Origin of the sequence: Mycolicibacterium pyrenivorans (genome assembly GCF_025821625.1) — a bacterium.
Lineage (GTDB): Bacteria > Actinomycetota > Actinomycetes > Mycobacteriales > Mycobacteriaceae > Mycobacterium > Mycobacterium pyrenivorans.
On record NZ_JACKSH010000166.1, the window covers coordinates 1 to 16,324 of the forward strand.

The 16,324-nt window shown below is 68.9% G+C and carries 15 protein-coding genes; 7 read left to right on the forward strand and 8 right to left on the reverse strand.

Annotation, left to right across the window (positions count from 1 at the left end; translation table 11 throughout):
- From H7I57_RS19700 to H7I57_RS19710, 3 genes are all read right to left on the reverse strand, one after another.
- On the reverse strand, positions 1-1,936 hold a 1,936-nt coding region (locus H7I57_RS19700; protein ID WP_264025468.1), incomplete at its 3' end, for a DUF3367 domain-containing protein.
- Position 1,937: 1 nt separating this feature from the next.
- Positions 1,938-2,111 (reverse strand): DUF2613 domain-containing protein, encoded by a 174-nt coding sequence (locus H7I57_RS19705; protein ID WP_014813542.1) that lies wholly within the window; start codon positions 2,109-2,111, stop codon positions 1,938-1,940.
- A 25-nt stretch (positions 2,112-2,136) separates the two neighbouring features.
- Positions 2,137-2,631, reverse strand: a complete 495-nt coding sequence (locus tag H7I57_RS19710) for a universal stress protein (protein ID WP_264025469.1) — start codon at positions 2,629-2,631, stop codon at positions 2,137-2,139.
- Positions 2,632-2,816: 185 nt separating this feature from the next.
- Here H7I57_RS19710 and H7I57_RS19715 point away from each other — a divergent pair, with 185 nt between their 5' ends.
- Complete coding sequence (locus H7I57_RS19715) at positions 2,817-4,019, forward strand: glycoside hydrolase family 3 N-terminal domain-containing protein (protein WP_264025470.1); 1,203 nt, start codon at positions 2,817-2,819, stop codon at positions 4,017-4,019.
- Positions 4,020-4,081: 62 nt separating this feature from the next.
- The gene (locus H7I57_RS19720) at positions 4,082-4,714 is read left to right on the forward strand and encodes a TetR/AcrR family transcriptional regulator (protein ID WP_264025471.1); all 633 of its coding nucleotides are present in this window, start codon (positions 4,082-4,084) and stop codon (positions 4,712-4,714) included.
- Between the two features lie 12 nt (positions 4,715-4,726).
- On the opposite strand, the gene H7I57_RS19725 is transcribed toward H7I57_RS19720, so the two are convergent.
- Complete coding sequence (locus tag H7I57_RS19725) at positions 4,727-5,578, reverse strand: MaoC/PaaZ C-terminal domain-containing protein (protein ID WP_264025472.1); 852 nt, start codon at positions 5,576-5,578, stop codon at positions 4,727-4,729.
- Between the two features lie 2 nt (positions 5,579-5,580).
- Positions 5,581-6,933, reverse strand: a complete 1,353-nt coding sequence (locus tag H7I57_RS19730; protein WP_264025474.1) for a 3-oxoacyl-ACP reductase — start codon at positions 6,931-6,933, stop codon at positions 5,581-5,583.
- A gap of 159 nt (positions 6,934-7,092) precedes the next feature.
- On the opposite strand from H7I57_RS19730, the gene H7I57_RS19735 reads away from it, so the two are divergent.
- The 4 genes from H7I57_RS19735 to H7I57_RS19750 all read left to right on the forward strand — a co-directional run bounded on the left by H7I57_RS19735 (position 7,093) and on the right by H7I57_RS19750 (position 11,694).
- Complete coding sequence (locus H7I57_RS19735) at positions 7,093-8,406, forward strand: acetyl-CoA C-acetyltransferase (protein ID WP_264025477.1); 1,314 nt, start codon at positions 7,093-7,095, stop codon at positions 8,404-8,406.
- Positions 8,407-8,596: 190 nt separating this feature from the next.
- Entirely contained in the window at positions 8,597-9,520 is a 924-nt protein-coding gene (locus H7I57_RS19740; RefSeq protein ID WP_264025478.1) for a TIGR03564 family F420-dependent LLM class oxidoreductase, read from the forward strand.
- Between the two features lie 231 nt (positions 9,521-9,751).
- Entirely contained in the window at positions 9,752-11,053 is a 1,302-nt protein-coding gene (locus H7I57_RS19745; protein WP_372510294.1) for a sensor histidine kinase, read from the forward strand.
- Positions 11,050-11,694 (forward strand): response regulator transcription factor, encoded by a 645-nt coding sequence (locus H7I57_RS19750; RefSeq protein ID WP_264025480.1) that lies wholly within the window; start codon positions 11,050-11,052, stop codon positions 11,692-11,694. The genes H7I57_RS19745 and H7I57_RS19750 overlap by 4 nt, the downstream gene beginning before the upstream one ends.
- Positions 11,695-11,815: 121 nt before the next feature.
- Here the strand turns inward: H7I57_RS19750 and H7I57_RS19755 are convergent, their stop codons facing one another.
- Positions 11,816-13,651 carry an acyl-CoA dehydrogenase gene (locus H7I57_RS19755; RefSeq protein ID WP_264025483.1) on the reverse strand — a complete coding sequence of 612 codons (1,836 nt, stop codon included), beginning with the start codon at positions 13,649-13,651 and terminating at the stop codon, positions 11,816-11,818.
- 237 nt (positions 13,652-13,888) lie between these two features.
- Here H7I57_RS19755 and H7I57_RS19760 point away from each other — a divergent pair, with 237 nt between their 5' ends.
- Positions 13,889-14,983 carry an NAD(P)H-dependent amine dehydrogenase family protein gene (locus H7I57_RS19760; RefSeq protein ID WP_264025484.1) on the forward strand — a complete coding sequence of 365 codons (1,095 nt, stop codon included), beginning with the start codon at positions 13,889-13,891 and terminating at the stop codon, positions 14,981-14,983.
- A 9-nt stretch (positions 14,984-14,992) separates the two neighbouring features.
- Here the strand turns inward: H7I57_RS19760 and H7I57_RS19765 are convergent, their stop codons facing one another.
- Together H7I57_RS19765 and H7I57_RS19770 are read right to left on the reverse strand one after the other, a co-directional pair.
- Positions 14,993-15,784 (reverse strand): SDR family oxidoreductase, encoded by a 792-nt coding sequence (locus tag H7I57_RS19765; protein WP_264025485.1) that lies wholly within the window; start codon positions 15,782-15,784, stop codon positions 14,993-14,995.
- A gap of 9 nt (positions 15,785-15,793) precedes the next feature.
- The gene (locus H7I57_RS19770; RefSeq protein ID WP_264025487.1) at positions 15,794-16,288 is read right to left on the reverse strand and encodes a TspO/MBR family protein; all 495 of its coding nucleotides are present in this window, start codon (positions 16,286-16,288) and stop codon (positions 15,794-15,796) included.
- Positions 16,289-16,324: the final 36 nt, after the last annotated feature.

Genomic DNA, 16,324 nt, shown 5'->3' on the forward strand with positions numbered 1-16,324 from the left:
GCCCCAGCGGCGGCCGGCCGGACAGCCGCCTGCGCTCGTCGAGCCGGAGCAGCGACTCGGGCCCGCCGTCCACCCGGGCCATCGCATCGGCGTCGACGAGGTACGGCCCCGAGACCGCCGCCGCGCCGGCCACCTCGAAGATCTCGACGGCGGGATACCGCGGACGAAGCCCGCTGTCGGTGATGAACCCCTCAAGGCTGCCGGGACCGACGGGCTCGCCGAACTGCGCCACCTTCGTCAGACCGGGCGAGCCGTCGATCGTCCGATGGACCAGGATGGGACGCGCCGACCGTGACGTGTCCGGATCCAGGTCGTTGCGCACCACCACATACGAAATGCCCTGTCGGGCAAGGGTATCGGCGAGGCCAGCGGAGGATCGGCCGGCGGCGAACAACCGCTGCACGGAATCGAGCGCGCGGATCGTCTCCGGCGGCGTCAGTGGGATGGAGTCGCGAACCCCCCAGGGGCTGTGGCCCAGGACCTGCAGTGGCTCGTCGTGGCTGTTCCCCCACACCTGAGTGGCGAACGGAGCGCCGGGCACCACCAGCACCCGTCCCGGCGTCGGTGATCCGTCGCCGGCAGGCGTCCCGGTGTTGTTCGCATCCAGCCAGTCCGCGGTGTCGTGCCAGTACTGCGGGATCGCGTCGAACGCACCCGGCGGCGTCAACCGCCCTGTCCAGGCCAGCGACGTGGCTGCGGTCAGGGCGGTCAGCACCACCACGCCCACCGCGACGCGCTTGTCCCTCTCCGGATGGGCGAAGGCGTCGCGCCACACCGTCCGCGGCGCACTACCGGGCAGCGGAACCCGCCCCAGCAGGTGGGCGAGTCCCAGAGCCAACGGCAGCCGCAGCAGCGGGTCCAGCTTGTGCAGGTTGCGCAGCGGGGTGCCGTCCGCGTCGAGGAAAACCTGGACCTGATGCGCGATCGGGGAGCCCAGTCCGCCGCCGTAACCGGCGGCCAACAGCACGATGCCGAGCATCAGGATCGTGATCAACCGGCCCTTCGCCGGCATCGACGTCATGGCGAGCCCGGCCAGTCCGCCTGCCGCCACCAGCGTCGTCGCCAGCACGGCCACCGTCCCGGTGACCAGCGGCGCGCCCGCGGTGGCGGTCGGCGCCACGTACGGTGTCCACGCGCCGGTGCCGCGCAGCATCTCGGTCAGTGACATCCACCGCGTGGTGACACCGGAGGACTCGATGAAATCCAGGAACGGCGGGCTGATCTGGCCCAGATGCACCAACGCGACGACCCACCACGTCACCGCCAGGACCGCGCACAGCAGCCACCACGCGGTGAACCGCCGCCAGACCGCGGTGGGGCGATGGCACGCAAGCCACACCACCGCACACAGGCAGGCCGTGAGGGTGGCGACGGCGTTGACCGCCCCCATGAGCGCGATGGCCAACCCCGAGCGCGCCGCCAACACCCGAATGCGCGGGTCGCCCTGCGCCTGAAGTGCCAGGATGACCGGCAGTAGCACCCACGGCGCCAGCATCATCGGCAGCGTCTCCGAGGAGATCGCGCCGATCGTGGTCAGCACCCGCGGCGACAGCGCGAACGCCGCCGCGCCGATGACCCGTGAGGTGCGGCTGCCGATGTTGAGCGCCTCGGCCACCCGCAGCACACCCCAGAAACCCACGGTGAGCAGCAGCGCCCACCACACCCGCTGCGTCACCCAGCCGGGAACGCCGAGCAGGTCGCCGGCCAGGAAGAAGGTGCCGTGCGGGAACAGGTAGCCGTAGGCCTGGTTCTGCGCCTGGCCGAACGGCAGGTCGCTGTTCCACAGGTTGAACGCGCGGGCCAGGAAGCGCAGCGGGTTCGCGGTGAGATCGAGCTTGGTGTCGGGTGAGATCTGTCCGGGTGACTGGGCGAAGGTCAGGACGAGAGCCGCCGCGAAGGCCACCCAGAGCCAGCGCCGCGACAGCGGCGCTGTCACGTCAGCTTCTGTCGCCGTACTCGACCCTGTTGAGGACTGACGACGCCGGATCGCCCGCTTGCAGCGGAGGCTTGGTGTCCTGCTGCACCATCAGCGTCACCCCGAACACGGCAGCCGCGCCCAGCAGCAGGCCGACGACGATGCTGGCTGCGGCGGGCACGAGAAACCGATCCATGGGCCTCAAACTAGCACGCGGCCCGTCACGGCTCCGGAGGCACGATCAGCACCGGGCGCCGTCCCCGGCGCAGCACGTGGTCGGCCACGCTGGACTGGATCAGGGACCTCAACCCCGTGGTCGCGCGGGTGCCGGTGACGATCAGATCGGCGTCCAGCTCGTCGGCGGTGTCGATGATCGTGCCCCACACGGTGTAGGTCTGCGCGAGGCACAGCGGCTCGGCGGGCAGCCCGGTCGCCAGCGCCAGTTCGAGGCCCTCGTCGTTGATGCGCTGCGCCTCGGCGAGCGCGATGTCGACCTCGTCGGTGTCCGGCGGATCGGGAGGGCCGTCGAGGTCGTAGGACACCGGGTCGGTGCCCCGGTCCAGCGGGGACCACACGGTCAGGACCACGGCGCGGTCGGCGGTGAGGAACCGGCTCGCGTAGTGGACGGCGCGGCGCGCGGTGGGTGAGCCGTCGAACGCGATGACGATGACGGTCTTCTTCTCGCCGGCCGTCCGACCGGCTTCCGCGCTCGACATCACCTTCTCCTCTTCGGCCCCGAAACCGCTCAGTGCCCTTCAGACCACCTTATTGGGTGTGGCCGTCGTGCCGGCCGGTTCCGGCACCCGGCGCCGACCCTCCGAGAGGGGGTTGACCTGGTATGCAGCCGGCCCGGTCACCAGGGCGTGGAGACCGACAGCCGTTGCCGTTAGTGTCGGGACGTATGTTCGCGCTCCGAAGTCGCTGGAAAGTCCCGGGTGCCCTGCTGGTGGTGATGGCCTCGGCCTCGCTCGCGCTGGGATGCACCTCGACCACCGAACAACCCGAAGCGTCTGCCTCCCGGCTGACCATGGCCGCAGGTCCGGTGCCCAATTTCGCGCCACCGGCTGCCCCGGCCCCCGCACCGGCAGCTCCTGTCTGCGGTGATCCGGCCGCGATGTCGACCCGCGACAAGCTCGCGCAGCTGCTCATGGTCGGGGTCACCGGTGCGGCGGACGCCCGCGCGGTCATCGACACCCAGCACGTGGGCGGCATCATGATCGGCAGCTGGACGGACCTGTCGATGCTCTCGGACGGCTCCCTGACGGACATCGCCGCCTCGGCGGGCCCGCTGTCGCTGGCCGTCAGCGTCGACGAGGAGGGTGGCCGCGTCTCGCGGCTGTCGAGTGTGATCGGTTCGCAGCCCGCGCCCCGGGCGCTGGCGCAGACCAGTACCCCCGAAGACGTCTACGCCATCGCGCTCGACCGCGGCCGCCAGATGCGCAGCCTGGGGATCACCATCGACTTCGCGCCCGTCGTCGACGTCACCGACGCGCCGAACAGCACCGTCATCGGTGACCGGTCGTTCGGTTCGGATCCCACCAAGGTCACCGACTACGCGGGCGCGTACGCACGCGGCCTGCGCGACGCCGGAGTGCTGCCCGTGCTCAAGCACTTCCCCGGGCATGGCTACGCGTCGGGAGATTCGCATGAGGGCGGCGTGGTCACCCCGCCGCTGGCCGAGCTCCAGGCCAACGATCTGGTGCCCTACCGGACGCTGACGGCCGCGGCCCCGGTCGGCGTGATGGTCGGCCACATGCAGGTGCCCGGGCTGACGGGGAGCGAACCGGCCAGCCTGAGCCCCGCGGCCTACGCGCTGCTGCGTTCCGGCGACTACGGCGGTCCGCCGTTCAACGGGCCTGTGTTCACCGACGACCTGTCCAGCATGCGGGCCATCACCGACCGCTTCGGGGTCGCCGACGCGGTGCTGCGTTCGCTGCAGGCCGGCGCCGACGTCGCGTTGTGGGTCACCACCGGCGAGGTGCCCGCGGTGCTCGACCGGCTGGAGAAGGCGGTGGCGGCCGGCGAGCTGACGATGTCGGGTGTGGACGCCGCCGTCAACCGGATCGCCGCCGTCAAGGGTCCGTCACCGAACTGCGGGGGCTGATCGGCCGACCATTGCTTACCCTGGGGTGAACTCCACGGATATCGGCAGGGAAGGCTCGGCTCATGGCAGGTGGCACCAAGCGGTTACCGCGTGCCGTCCGTGAGCAGCAGATGCTCGACGCGGCGGTGCAGATCTTCTCGGTCAACGGCTACCACGAGACGTCCATGGACGCGATCGCCGCCGAGGCACAGATCAGCAAGCCGATGCTCTACCTGTACTACGGGTCGAAGGAGGAGTTGTTCGGCGCCTGCCTGGACAGGGAGCTGAGCCGCTTCGTCGACGCGGTACGCACCAACATCGACTTCGACGACGCACCCAAGGAGTTGTTGCGCAGTGCCGTGCTGTCGTTCCTGAAGTACATCGACACCAACCGCTCGTCGTGGATGGTGCTGTACACCCAGGCGACGAGCTCGCAGCGCTTCGCCCACACGGTGCGTGAGGGCCGTGAGCGCATCATCGAACTCGTCGGCCGCCTGCTGCGGTCCGGCACCCGGCACCCCGAACCCGACGCCGACTTCGACATGATGGCCGTCGCCCTGGTCGGCGCGGGCGAGGCGGTGGCGTCCCGGGTCAGCACCGGCGACGCCGACGCCGACGAAGCCGCGGAACTGCTCATCAACCTGTTCTGGCGGGGCTTGAAGGGCAAGCCTTCCGACGCGACCCCGGCGGACGCCGCGACGGTCGTGGCGAACTAGGGGCGGCCGGTGTCAGGCCGGCGTCACGGTCGCGGTCAGGTGCGGATGCCCCTTGGTCAGGTGCCGCAGCGTCAACTCCCACGCATCGCCGCGACGGTCGACGTAGAGGCCGGCGCGGGCGGGCAGCACCACGGGTTTGGCGAACCGCACCGAATACTTGACTGCATCCGGTAGCTGACCCTCGATGTTGGCCAGAACCGCTGCGGCGCTGTACATCCCGTGTGCGATGACGGTGGGGAACCCGAACAGCTTGGCGGCGATCGCGTTCGTGTGTATCGGGTTGTGGTCGCCACCGATGGAGGCGTAGTGGCGGATCTGCCCCGCCGTGACGTGCAGCACCGCGTTGGGCGGGCCCAGCTTAGGCTGTTTCTGTGGCGGCGGTTTGGGCTCGTCGGACAGGCTGGTCCGCTGTTGATGAAGGAACGTCGTCACCTGGTGCCATGCGGTGTCGTTGCCGATGTTGACGTCGGTGACGATGTCGACCAGCAGGCCCTTGCGGTGCTCCCGCAGATTCTCGGCGTGCACGGCCACCGCGACGGTGTCGGTGACCGAGATGGGCCGGTACTGGGTGATGTGGTTCTCCAGATGAACCGAACCCATTGCGGCGAAGGGGAAGTCGAACCCGGTCACCAGGTTCATCACCGTCGGGAAGGTCAGTGCGAATGGATAGGTCAGCGGCACCGTGTCGCCGAACCGCAGGCCGGTCACGTGGGCGTACGCGGCGACGTTGGCGGGATCGATGCTCAACTCGTCGACGCGCAGCGCGCGGTCGGGCAGCGTGTCGCCGCGCCGCACGATCGGCAACGCACCCGCCGCCGCCCGCAGCAGGTTCTTCAGGCCCGAAGGCTGTTCGTTCTCGCCCATGCCTACGCGCCCAGCATGGCCTGGCCGCAGACCCGGATCGTGTTGCCGCTGACGGCGTTCGACGCGGGGCTGGCGAAGTAGGCGATCGCCTCGGCGACGTCCACCGGCTGGCCGCCCTGGAACAGGGAGTTCAGCCGTCTGCCGACCTCGCGGGTCGCCAGCGGGATCGCGTCGGTCATCTTGGTCTCGATGAACCCCGGCGCGATCGCGTTGATCGTGATGTTCTTCGCGGCGAACTGCGGCGCCAGCGCGTCGGTCAGGCCGATCATGCCGGCCTTGGTGGCGGCGTAGTTGGTCTGCCCGCGGTTGCCCGCGATGCCGGCCATCGACGACAGCCCGACGATCCGGCCGCCGTCGCCGATCGTCCCGTTGCCGACCAGGCCCTCCGCAAGCCGAAGGGGCGCAAGCAGATTGACCGCGACCACGGAGTCCCAGCGGCCCTCGTCCATGTTGGCCAGCAGCTTGTCCCGCGTGATGCCCGCGTTGTTGACGAGGATGTCGAGCCTGCCGTCGTAGTGCTGCTTCACGTGCTCGGTGATGCGGTCCACCGCGTCGGCCGCGGTCACGTCCAGCGTCAGCGCCGTGCCACCCACCTTCGTCGCGGTCTCGGCGAGCGCGTCCGCCGACTGTTCGACGTCCACCGCGATCACCTTCGCACCGTCACGGGCGAACACCTCGGCGATCGTCGCGCCGATCCCGCGGGCCGCGCCGGTGACCACCGCGACCAAGCCGTCGAGCGGCTTGTCCCAGTCGGCAGGCGGGGTCGAGTCGGCGGCGCCGACCCGGAACACCTGGCCGTCGACGTAGGCCGACTTCGCGGACAGGATGAAACGCAGCGTCGACTCCAGGCCGGTCGCGGCGGGCTTGGCGTCCGGCGAGAGGTAGACCAGTGCGGCGGTGGAGCCGTTGCGCAACTCCTTGGCCAGCGAGCGCGTGAACCCCTCGAGTGCACGCTGCGCGGTGCGCTCGTGCACGCTGCCGGTGTCCTCCGGGGTGGTGCCGATGACGACGACGCGGCCCGAGTGGCCGAGGTTGCGCAGCAGCGGCGTGAAGAACTCGAACAGGCCCTTGAGGCCTTCGGGCTCGGTGATGCCGGTGGCGTCGAACACCAGCCCGCCGAACGAGTCGGCCCAGCGACCCCCGAGGTTGTTGGCGACGACGTCGTAGTCGTCGGCGAGCGCGGCCCGAAGCGGCTCCACCACCCGGCCCTCGCCGCCGATCAGCAGGGAACCGGCCAGCGGCGGCTGGCCCGGCTTGTAGCGCCGCAGCGGTTCGGGCTGCGGGACGCCGAGCTGTTTGGCCAGGAACCCTCCTGGCCCTGAGTTGACGACTGTGGAGAGCAGATCGGAAGCCACGGTGCTGCCTTTCGAGAGATCTTGGGTACATCGAGTCGGGGGACGGGTACCCAGCCCGGGACCCACTGTCGTGTCGATCACGAACTTACTCCAGAGTAAGAACGGTGGGTAGTATGACCCTCGACACCCCAATGATCCTCGCGACGCCGGGAGGCACACGTGGCCGATGACAAAAAAACCCGCCGGGTAGCCATTCTCGGAGGCAACCGGATACCGTTCGCCCGCGCCGACGGCGCCTACGCGAACGCCTCCAACCAGGACATGTTCACCGCCGTGCTCGACGGACTCGTCGACCGGTTCGGCCTCGAAGGCGAGAGGCTCGGTGCGGTCATCGGCGGCGCGGTGCTCAAGCACAGCCGTGATTTCAATCTGATGCGCGAGTGCGTGCTGGGCAGCGCGCTGTCGTCCTACACCCCGGCGTTCGACCTGCAACAGGCGTGCGGCACCGGCCTGCAGGCGGCCATCGCCGCCGCCGACGGCATCGCGCTGGGCCGCTACGAGGTGGCCGCGGCCGGCGGTGTGGACACCGCCTCCGATCCACCGATCGCTTTCGGGGACAAGTTTCGCCGGACACTGCTGGGATTACGGCGCGCCGAGTCCAACCTGGACCGCCTCAAGCTGGCCGGCAAGCTGCCCGCGTCCCTCGGGGTGGAGATCCCGGTCAACAGCGAGCCGCGCACCGGTATGTCGATGGGTGAGCACGCCGCCGTCACCGCCAAGGAGATGGGCGTCAAACGCGTCGACCAGGACGAACTCGCCGCGGCCAGCCACAACAACATGGCCGCGGCCTACGACCGCGGCTTCTTCGACGACCTGGTCACCCCGTTTCTCGGGCTCTACCGCGACAACAACATGCGCGCCGACTCCTCACCGGATAAGCTCGCCAAGCTCAAGCCGGTGTTCGGGGTGCGCAGCGGCGACGCGACGATGACGGCGGGCAACTCGACGCCGCTGACCGACGGCGCGTCGGTGGCGCTGCTGTCCAGTGAGGAGTGGGCGGCGTCGCACTCGATCCCGGTGCTGGCCTACTTCGTCGACGGCGAGACCGCGGCGGTGGACTACGTCAACGGCCCCGACGGCCTGCTGATGGCGCCGACGTACGCGGTGCCGCGCCTGCTGGCCCGCAACGGCCTGACGTTGCAGGATTTCGACTACTACGAGATCCACGAGGCCTTCGCCTCTGTCGTGCTGGCCACCCTGGCGGCATGGGAGTCCGAGCAGTACTGCAAGGAGCGTCTCGGGCTGGACGGGGCGCTCGGCGCCATCGACCGATCCAAGCTCAACGTCAACGGGTCGTCGCTGGCCGCGGGGCACCCGTTCGCGGCGACCGGCGGCCGGATCCTGGCCCAGCTGGCCAAGCAACTCGCGGAGAAGAAGGCTTCGACGTCCGGCGACCAGGCCCGCCCGGTCCGCGGCCTGATCTCGGTCTGCGCCGCAGGTGGGCAGGGTGTGACGGCCATCCTCGAGGCCTGAGCCGGGGCCGCGACCCGATAGGCCGAAATCTGTGGGCAGTCGGACGAGAACAGCGTCGAAAAAAGATTTTGGAAAGCGTGTAACGCCGGCAGTTGAGGCGTCGATACATGGGATAGCTCCGTGTTGCCGTCTGACCCCCCGACCCGACGGCAACACGGGGCACTAACTTTTCCGGGGCTACATTCAGCACATGCAGATCAGCATGTTCGGACAGCTCAGCGGCTCCGACGGTTCCCCGATAGACGCGACCATCGCCAACCTCACCACGCTGCGTGACGAAGGTTTCCGCAGGGTGTGGATGAGTCAGCTGCCCTACGAGCCCGACCTTCTCACCATCCTGGCGGTCGCCCTGCGGGAGGTCGACGGGATCGAGGCCGCCAGCGGCGTGGTCCCGATCCAGAACCAGCACCCCATGCAGATGGCGCAGCGTGCGCTGACCGTCAGCCTGGCCTCCGGCGGCCGGTTCACCCTCGGCCTCGGCATGACCCACGCCGCGGTGACCGAGGGCATGTGGGGCATCCCGTGGGACCGGCCGGTGCGCCGGCTCAACGAGTACCTCGACGGGCTGCTTCCGCTGCTGGCCGGTGAACCCGCCGACGCGACGGGGGAGACGGTCACCACCCGCGGCGCCCTGCTCATCCCGGGAGCGCCCCGCCCCGAGGTGTACATCGCGGCGCTGGGACCGCAGATGCTGCGCCTGGCCGGCCGGCGCACCGCGGGCACCTGTACCTGGATGACCGGCCCGGCCACGCTGGGGGCTCACGTCGGCCCGACGCTGCGCCAGGCGGCTGCCGACGCGGGGCGCCCGGACGGTTCGGTGCGCGTCGTCGCCGCCCTCCCGGTGGCCGTCACCGACGATGTCGATGCGGCCCGTCGCCAGGCCGCCGAACAGTTCGCCATGTACGGAACGCTGCCCTCCTACCGGGCGATGCTGGACCGCGAGGGGTACGCGGGGCCCGAGGACGCCGCGATCATCGGCGACGAGCAGACGGTGTCCCAGAGGCTCGACGAACTGGCCGCCGCCGGCGTCGACGAGTTCGTCGGGGCACCGTTCGACCCCTCTGCGGAGGGTCGTGGCCGCACCCGTTCGCTGATGCGCAGCAGGGAGTCCTGACGACCCGAATTCGCACTGGTGTGATGGCAGTCACAAGCGTAGGATCGGTCGCACGACGGGTTCGGGAGTGACTGATCCAAAGAGCCGACAAGGGATGAAAGTCGGCCGCGTGAGACTAATGAAACGCACCCAAGTGTCCTCCCGAACCCGCCCTTATTCTCTGGGTGTGGCCAGCCACACCGTCGATTCACCGGATACCACCATCGATCGCGGCACGTCTGGCGAGCCACGATGGTCGACGTGACCACAACCACGACCGAAACACCTGCCACCGAGGCCCGATCGGACTGGGCCCGAACGCTTCTCGTCCCGCTGCGCCGCTCCGCCTGGCCGTCGTATCTGTACGTCGTCCTGGTCAGCCTGCTCGCGGTCATCGCCGTCGCCTTCCTGTTCGCCTCGGGGCTCGCGTCCGGGCTGTTGCTCGTCACGGTGGTCGGCATCCCGCTGGTGGCCCTGGTCGTGATGAGCGGGCGGGCGTGGAATCGACTGTTCCGGAAGCTGGCGCGGCTCACGGGAACGGTCATCGCCGAACCGCCGCTGTTCGCCAGGCCGGCGGGGCGCCTGCAGACGGTGACGGCGGCGCTCACCGATGCCGTCGGCTGGCGGAGCCTGGGCTTCCTGATGCTGCACGCGCTGCTGATGACACCGATCGGATATTTCACGATCGTGGGCGTGGTCGCGTCGGCGGCGCTGGTGGTGTCACCGGTGGTGTGGCTCGTCATGGGAGAACCGTTCGTGTCGCTGGGTGAACCGGTCGACTCGTTGGGGTGGTACCTGCTGCTCTGCGTCGCGGGTGTCGTCGCGCTGTACCTGTTGGCATGGGTGATGCTGGCGATCGCCCGCGCCCACGTCTGGCTGGCGGGCTTCATGCTCGGGCCGAGCGAGCGGGAGCGACGGGTGACCCAGTTGGAAGGAGCCCGCGCCGGGGTGGTGGACGGCGCCGCCGCCACCCTGCAGCGCGTGGAGCGGGATCTGCACGACGGAACCCAGGCGCGGCTGATCACCGTGGCCATGGCGTTGGCGCGCGCCGACGAGCAGCTCGCGAAGTCGGCCGACCAACCGCAGGCGCGCGCGCTGGTCTCCGACGCGCTGGCCGACACCAAGGACACGCTGGCCGAGCTGCGTGACCTGATCCGCGGAATCCGGCCGCCTGCATTGGATCTCGGCCTCGGACCGGCCATCCAGACGCTGGCGGCCCGAAATCCGATCCCGGTCGCCGTGACCGTCGATCTGCAGGTGCGGCCGTCGATCGGCGTGGAGACCATGGCGTACTTCTGTGCGGCAGAGCTACTGGCCAACGTCTCGAGGCACTCCGGGGCGGACGAAGCACGGGTGCGGGTCACCAGCGATACCCGTGAACTGCGAATCGAGGTGCACGACAACGGCTCCGGAGGCGCCCAGATCGGCGGCGGCTCTGGGCTGACGGGTCTGCAGAACAGGCTGGCGATGCTGGACGGGCGACTGGAGATCGACAGCCCGTCCGGCGGTCCGACGGTCGTCGCCGCGGTCGTGCCCGCCGGAGCGCAGCAGTGACCCGGATCGTCATCGCCGAGGACAGTGCGATCCTGCGTGAAGGTCTTGCCCAGTTGCTTCTCGACCGAGGGCACGATGTCGTGGCCACCGTCGGGAACGCCGCCGAGATGCTGGTCGCTGTCGACGAACTCACCCCCGACGTGGTCGTCGTGGACATCCGCATGCCGCCGACCTGCACCGACGAGGGTCTGGTCGCGGCGGTGTCGCTGCGCCGGTCACATCCGGGCATCGGTGTGCTGGTCTTCTCGCAGTGGGTGGAGACGCGGTATGCCACCGAACTGCTCGCCGTCAACCCCGAGGGGGTCGGATACCTGCTCAAGGACCGCGTGGCCGACATCGCCGAGTTCGATGCCGCGGTGCGACGGGTCGCCACAGGCGGTACCGCGCTCGATCCGGAGGTGGTGCGTCAACTGATGGGCAATCGCGGTGCCTCGGCGCTGGACCGGCTCACACCGCGGGAACGGGAGGTGCTGGCTCTGATGGCCGAAGGCCATTCGAACAACGGTCTCGCCCAGTCCCTTTCGATCACCGAGCGGGCCGTCGAGAAGCATGTGTCGGCGATCTTCACCAAGCTGGACCTGGCACCGTCGCATGCGCACCACCGCCGCGTGCTTGCAGTGGTGACCTACCTCAACTCCTGACCCGGCCTTCTCGCGCGCCCGGGCTTTCTCCCGGAGCAGACGCTAACTCGTGTGCCCCCGACATGCAAGACGCCCCCGGGAAGAGTCCGGGGGCGTCTCGGGGCCGAGGCGGCGGAAGAGCCTAGAAGGCCGCCTCGTCCAGTTCCATGACCTCGTTGTCGAGGTTCTCCACGATCGACCGGGTGCTGGTCAGCAGCGGCAGGAAGTTCTTCGCGAAGAACGACGCCACCGCGACCTTGCCCTCGTAGAAGGCGCGGTCGGCATCTGCGGCACCGGTGTCGAGCTTCTCGATCGCCACGGCTGCCTGCTGCTGCAGCAGCCAGCCGATGACCAGGTCGCCGACGCTCATCAGGAAGCGCACGGAGCCGAGGCCCACCTTGTAGATGCTCTCGGGATCCTCCTGCGAAGCCATCAGGTAGCCGGTCAGCGTGGCCGCCATGCCCTGGACGTCCTCCAGCGCGGTCGCCAGCAGGGCGCGCTCCGCCTTGAGGCGGCCGTTGCCGGTCTCGCTCTTGACGAACTGCTCGATCTGGCCGGCGACGTGCCCCAGCGCGACGCCCTTGTCGCGGACGATCTTGCGAAAGAAGAAGTCCTGCGCCTGGATGGCCGTGGTGCCCTCGTAGAGCGAGTCGATCTTGGCGTCACGGATGTACTGCTCGATCGGGTAGTCCTGCAGGAAGCCCGAACCTCCGAAGGTCTGCAGGCTCTCGGTGAGCTTGGCGTAGGCCTGTTCGGAGCCGACGCCCTTGACGATCGGCAGCAGCAGGTCGTTGACCTTGCCGGCCAACTCGGCGTCGATGCCGTGGACCGCCTGGGCCACCGCCGCGTCCTGGTGGGTCGCGGTGAACAGGTACAGCGCGCGCAGCCCCTCGGCGTAGGCCTTCTGGGTCATCAGCGAACGGCGCACATCGGGGTGGTGCGTGATGGTCACCCGCGGCGCGGTCTTGTCGGTCATCTGGGTCAGGTCGGCGCCCTGCACGCGGTCCTTGGCGTAGGCCAGCGCGTTGAGGTAGCCGGTGGACAGGGTGGCGATCGCCTTGGTGCCCACCATCATCCGCGCCTGCTCGATGACGTCGAACATCTGCGCGATGCCGTCGTGGACCTCGCCGACCAGCCAGCCCTTGGCGGGGACGCCGTGCTGTCCCAGCGACAGCTCGCAGGTGGTCGAGATCTTCAGGCCCATCTTGTGCTCGACGTTGGTGACGAACACGCCGTTGCGCTCGGCCGGCTCACCGGTCTCGGTGTCGAAGAGGAACTTCGGCACGAAGAACAGCGACAGGCCCTTGGTGCCGGGGCCAGCGCCCTCGGGGCGGGCCAGCACCAGATGCATGATGTTCTCGAACAGGTCATCGGAGTCGGCGGAGGTGATGAAGCGCTTCACGCCGTCGATGTGCCACGAGCCGTCGGGTTGCTGCACGGCCTTGGTGCGGCCGGCGCCCACGTCGGACCCGGCGTCGGGTTCGGTGAGCACCATGGTGGAGCCCCAGCCGCGTTCGGCGGCCAGCACGGCCCACTTCTTCTGTTCCTCGGTGCCGAGGTTGTGGAAGATGCCGGCGAATCCGGCGCCCATGGCGTACATGTACACCGCGGGGTTGGCGCCGAGGATGTGCTCCTGCAGTGCCCAGGACAGCGCGCTCGGCATGGCCGTCCCGCCGAGTTCCTCGCTGATGGTCAGCTTGTCCCAGCCACCGTCGATGACGGCGCGCACGGACTTCTTGAACGCCTCGGGCAGCTTCACGCTGTGCGTCTCGGGATCGAAGACGGGCGGGTTGCGGTCGCCCTCGGCGAACGACTCCGCGATTGGGCCCTCGGCCAGTCTGGCCATCTCGCCCAGCATCTCGACGGCGACGTCGGCGTCCAGGTCGGCGTACTCGCCCTGACCCAGCGCCTTGTCGACTCCGAGGACCTCGAACAGGTTGAACACCTGGTCACGGACATTGCTCTTGTAGTGGCCCACGATTCCTCCTCGATGAGAACGCCACATTGCGGTTGGGTACTTCGGAAAAGTTACCCACCAGTAACTGTCGCCAACTATACCGTCCGGTAACTTCAACGCAAAGCGAGTGTGAGCAATTTCGGGGCGTTGACCAACCCAGCAGTTGGGTGGGGGTTGAAAACGCCTGATTTCCATGTGCTGACCTGCGAATCTTCGCTGCTGTGATGATGGTCACGTCGAGGCCGTTAGGGTGTGTTCGTGCAGACGGCAATCGGGGTCGCGGTGTGGGGGACGGGCAACATGGGCGCGGCGTCGATCCGGTCGCTGACGGCCTTTCCCGGGCTGCGTCTGACGGGTGTCATCACCTCGTCGGAGGACAAGGCGGGAACCGACGCCGCTGCCTTCGCCGGGATCGGCGCCGTTACCGGGATCACCGCGTCCACCGACATCGACGCCGTACTGGCCGAGTGTGACGCGGTGGCCTACATGGCTTCCGGCGACATCCGTCCCGACGAGGCGATCGCCGACATCGAACGGTGCCTGCGTTCTGGCGCGCACGTCGTCACCCCGTCGCTGTACTCGCTGTACGACCCCCGCTCCGCGCCTGCGGAGTGGGTGGCACTCCTGACCGCGGCCGCGGAGGAAGGCGGGGTGACCCTGCTCGTCAGCGGGGTCGACCCCGGCTGGGGTAACGACGCGCTCGCGGTGCTGGCGGCGGGTCTGTGCACGCGGATCCGCACCATCCACTGCCAGGAGATCTTCGACTACTCGACGTACAACCAGCCGTTCGCGGTGAAGGTCTCGTGCGGCTTCGGGGGATCGATGGACGAGACCCCGATGATGCTGCTGCCGTCGATCCCGACGATGGTGTGGGGTGGCAACATCCGGCTCATCGGCCGCGGCCTGGGGCTCGAGATCGACGAGATCACCGAGGACGTGCAGCGCCGCCCGCTCGAGGAGTCCGTCGACACCGTCATGGGACGTTTCGAGGCGGGAACCCAGGGGGCGTTCTGGCTCAAGGTGATCGGCTGGTCCGGCGGGCGGGAGCGGATCGTCATCGATCACATCACCCGAATCCATCCTTCCTGCGCCCCGGACTGGCCGCAGCCCGATGAGGGCGTCGGCGACCACCGGGTCATCGTCGACGGCGACCCGCAGCTGACGATCGTGAGCCGCGCCGATGTGCGCGGTGGCACCCGCGCGGACGGCGGCAACACCACCGCAGCCAACCGGCTGCTCGGCGCGATCGGATGGCTGGCCACCCAGAAGCCCGGGATCTACGACGGCCTCGACGTCCCCCTGCATCCGCCGCTGCCCGCGGAAGTGGAGGCGACGCGGTGGTCGGCGGACTGACGGCCGGTATTACCTGCCGGCCAGCCGCTTGTTGACGAGCCGGGTGAGCCAAGCCGGTGAGAACCGCGATACCAGGGCCATCGACTTGGCCGGTACACCCACCGGATAGTGCACCTGGTGGGTGACGCGGCGGGGCGAGGACGGTTCCACCGCCGCCACGATGTCCTCGGCGATGTCCTCAGCGCTCAAATGGATGCCCAACGAGTCGGTGGTGCCCGTCTTGATGCCGCGGGTCATCGCCGTGTTCACATACAGCGGCCACATGTCGATCACCCTGATTCCGTAGTGATCCCACTCGATGTTGAGTGCCTCGGTGATGGCCCTGACGTAGAACTTGGTGGCGCTGTAGTTGGCGAGTTCGGCCTGGCCGTAGATCGCCGACGCGGACGCGAGGTTGACCACCACCGCACCTGGCGTGGCCCTCAGGTGGGGGAACGCTGCGTGCAGTCCGTTGACCACGCCTTTGATGTTGATGTCGATCTCTCGGTGGTGTGCGTCGACGCTGATCTCCTCGAACAGGCCGGCGTGCAATACGCCCGCGTTGTTGATCAGCACGTCGAGTTGGCCGCCGGCGGCGGAGACGAACTCCGACAGCCGCTGGGACACCTCCTCGGCATCGGTGACGTCGAGATGCCCGAAGGTCCCGGTACCGGCGACCGCGCCGATGTCTGCCGCGAGCAGCTTCAGGCCCTCGTCATCGATGTCGTATCCGCCCACGAAGTAACCGTGCCGCGCGAACAGCAGCGCCGTGGCCCGGCCGATCCCCGTCGCGGCACCGGTGATGAACACCGACTTCTTCATGCGCACTCCTCAGTTGTTCAACTGCCAGACGGCGAAGTTCAGGCACAACGCGAACGTCGTCCACGCCAGGTACGGCACGAGCAGCGCTGCCGCGATCCGACTGTGACGCCAGAACATCACCACCGTCGTGATGAGTACTACCCACAGCACGCTGAGTTCAGCGAACGCGATCCCGCGCCAACCGAGACCGAAGAACAGCGGTGTCCAGGCCGCATTGAGCACCAGCTGCACGGCGTAGGCCGTCAGCGCCGGCCGGGTCTGTGACCAGGGACCGCTACGCCACACCAGCCAGGCGGCGACGGCCATCAGGAGGTACAGCAGTGTCCAGACCGGGCCGAACACCCAGGACGGCGGAGCCCACGCGGGCTGTTCGAGCCGCTGGTACTCCTCGCCCGAACTGGTCGAGGCCAGCCCGCCGACTCCCGACGCGATGATCACGGCGACTACCGAGATCGCCAATGCCACTAAAGGTTTCGGCCGCGTGGGCGGGGAACTGTCGACCATGCCGAACCACCCTACCGGCGCGGACCCCGTCGCCGG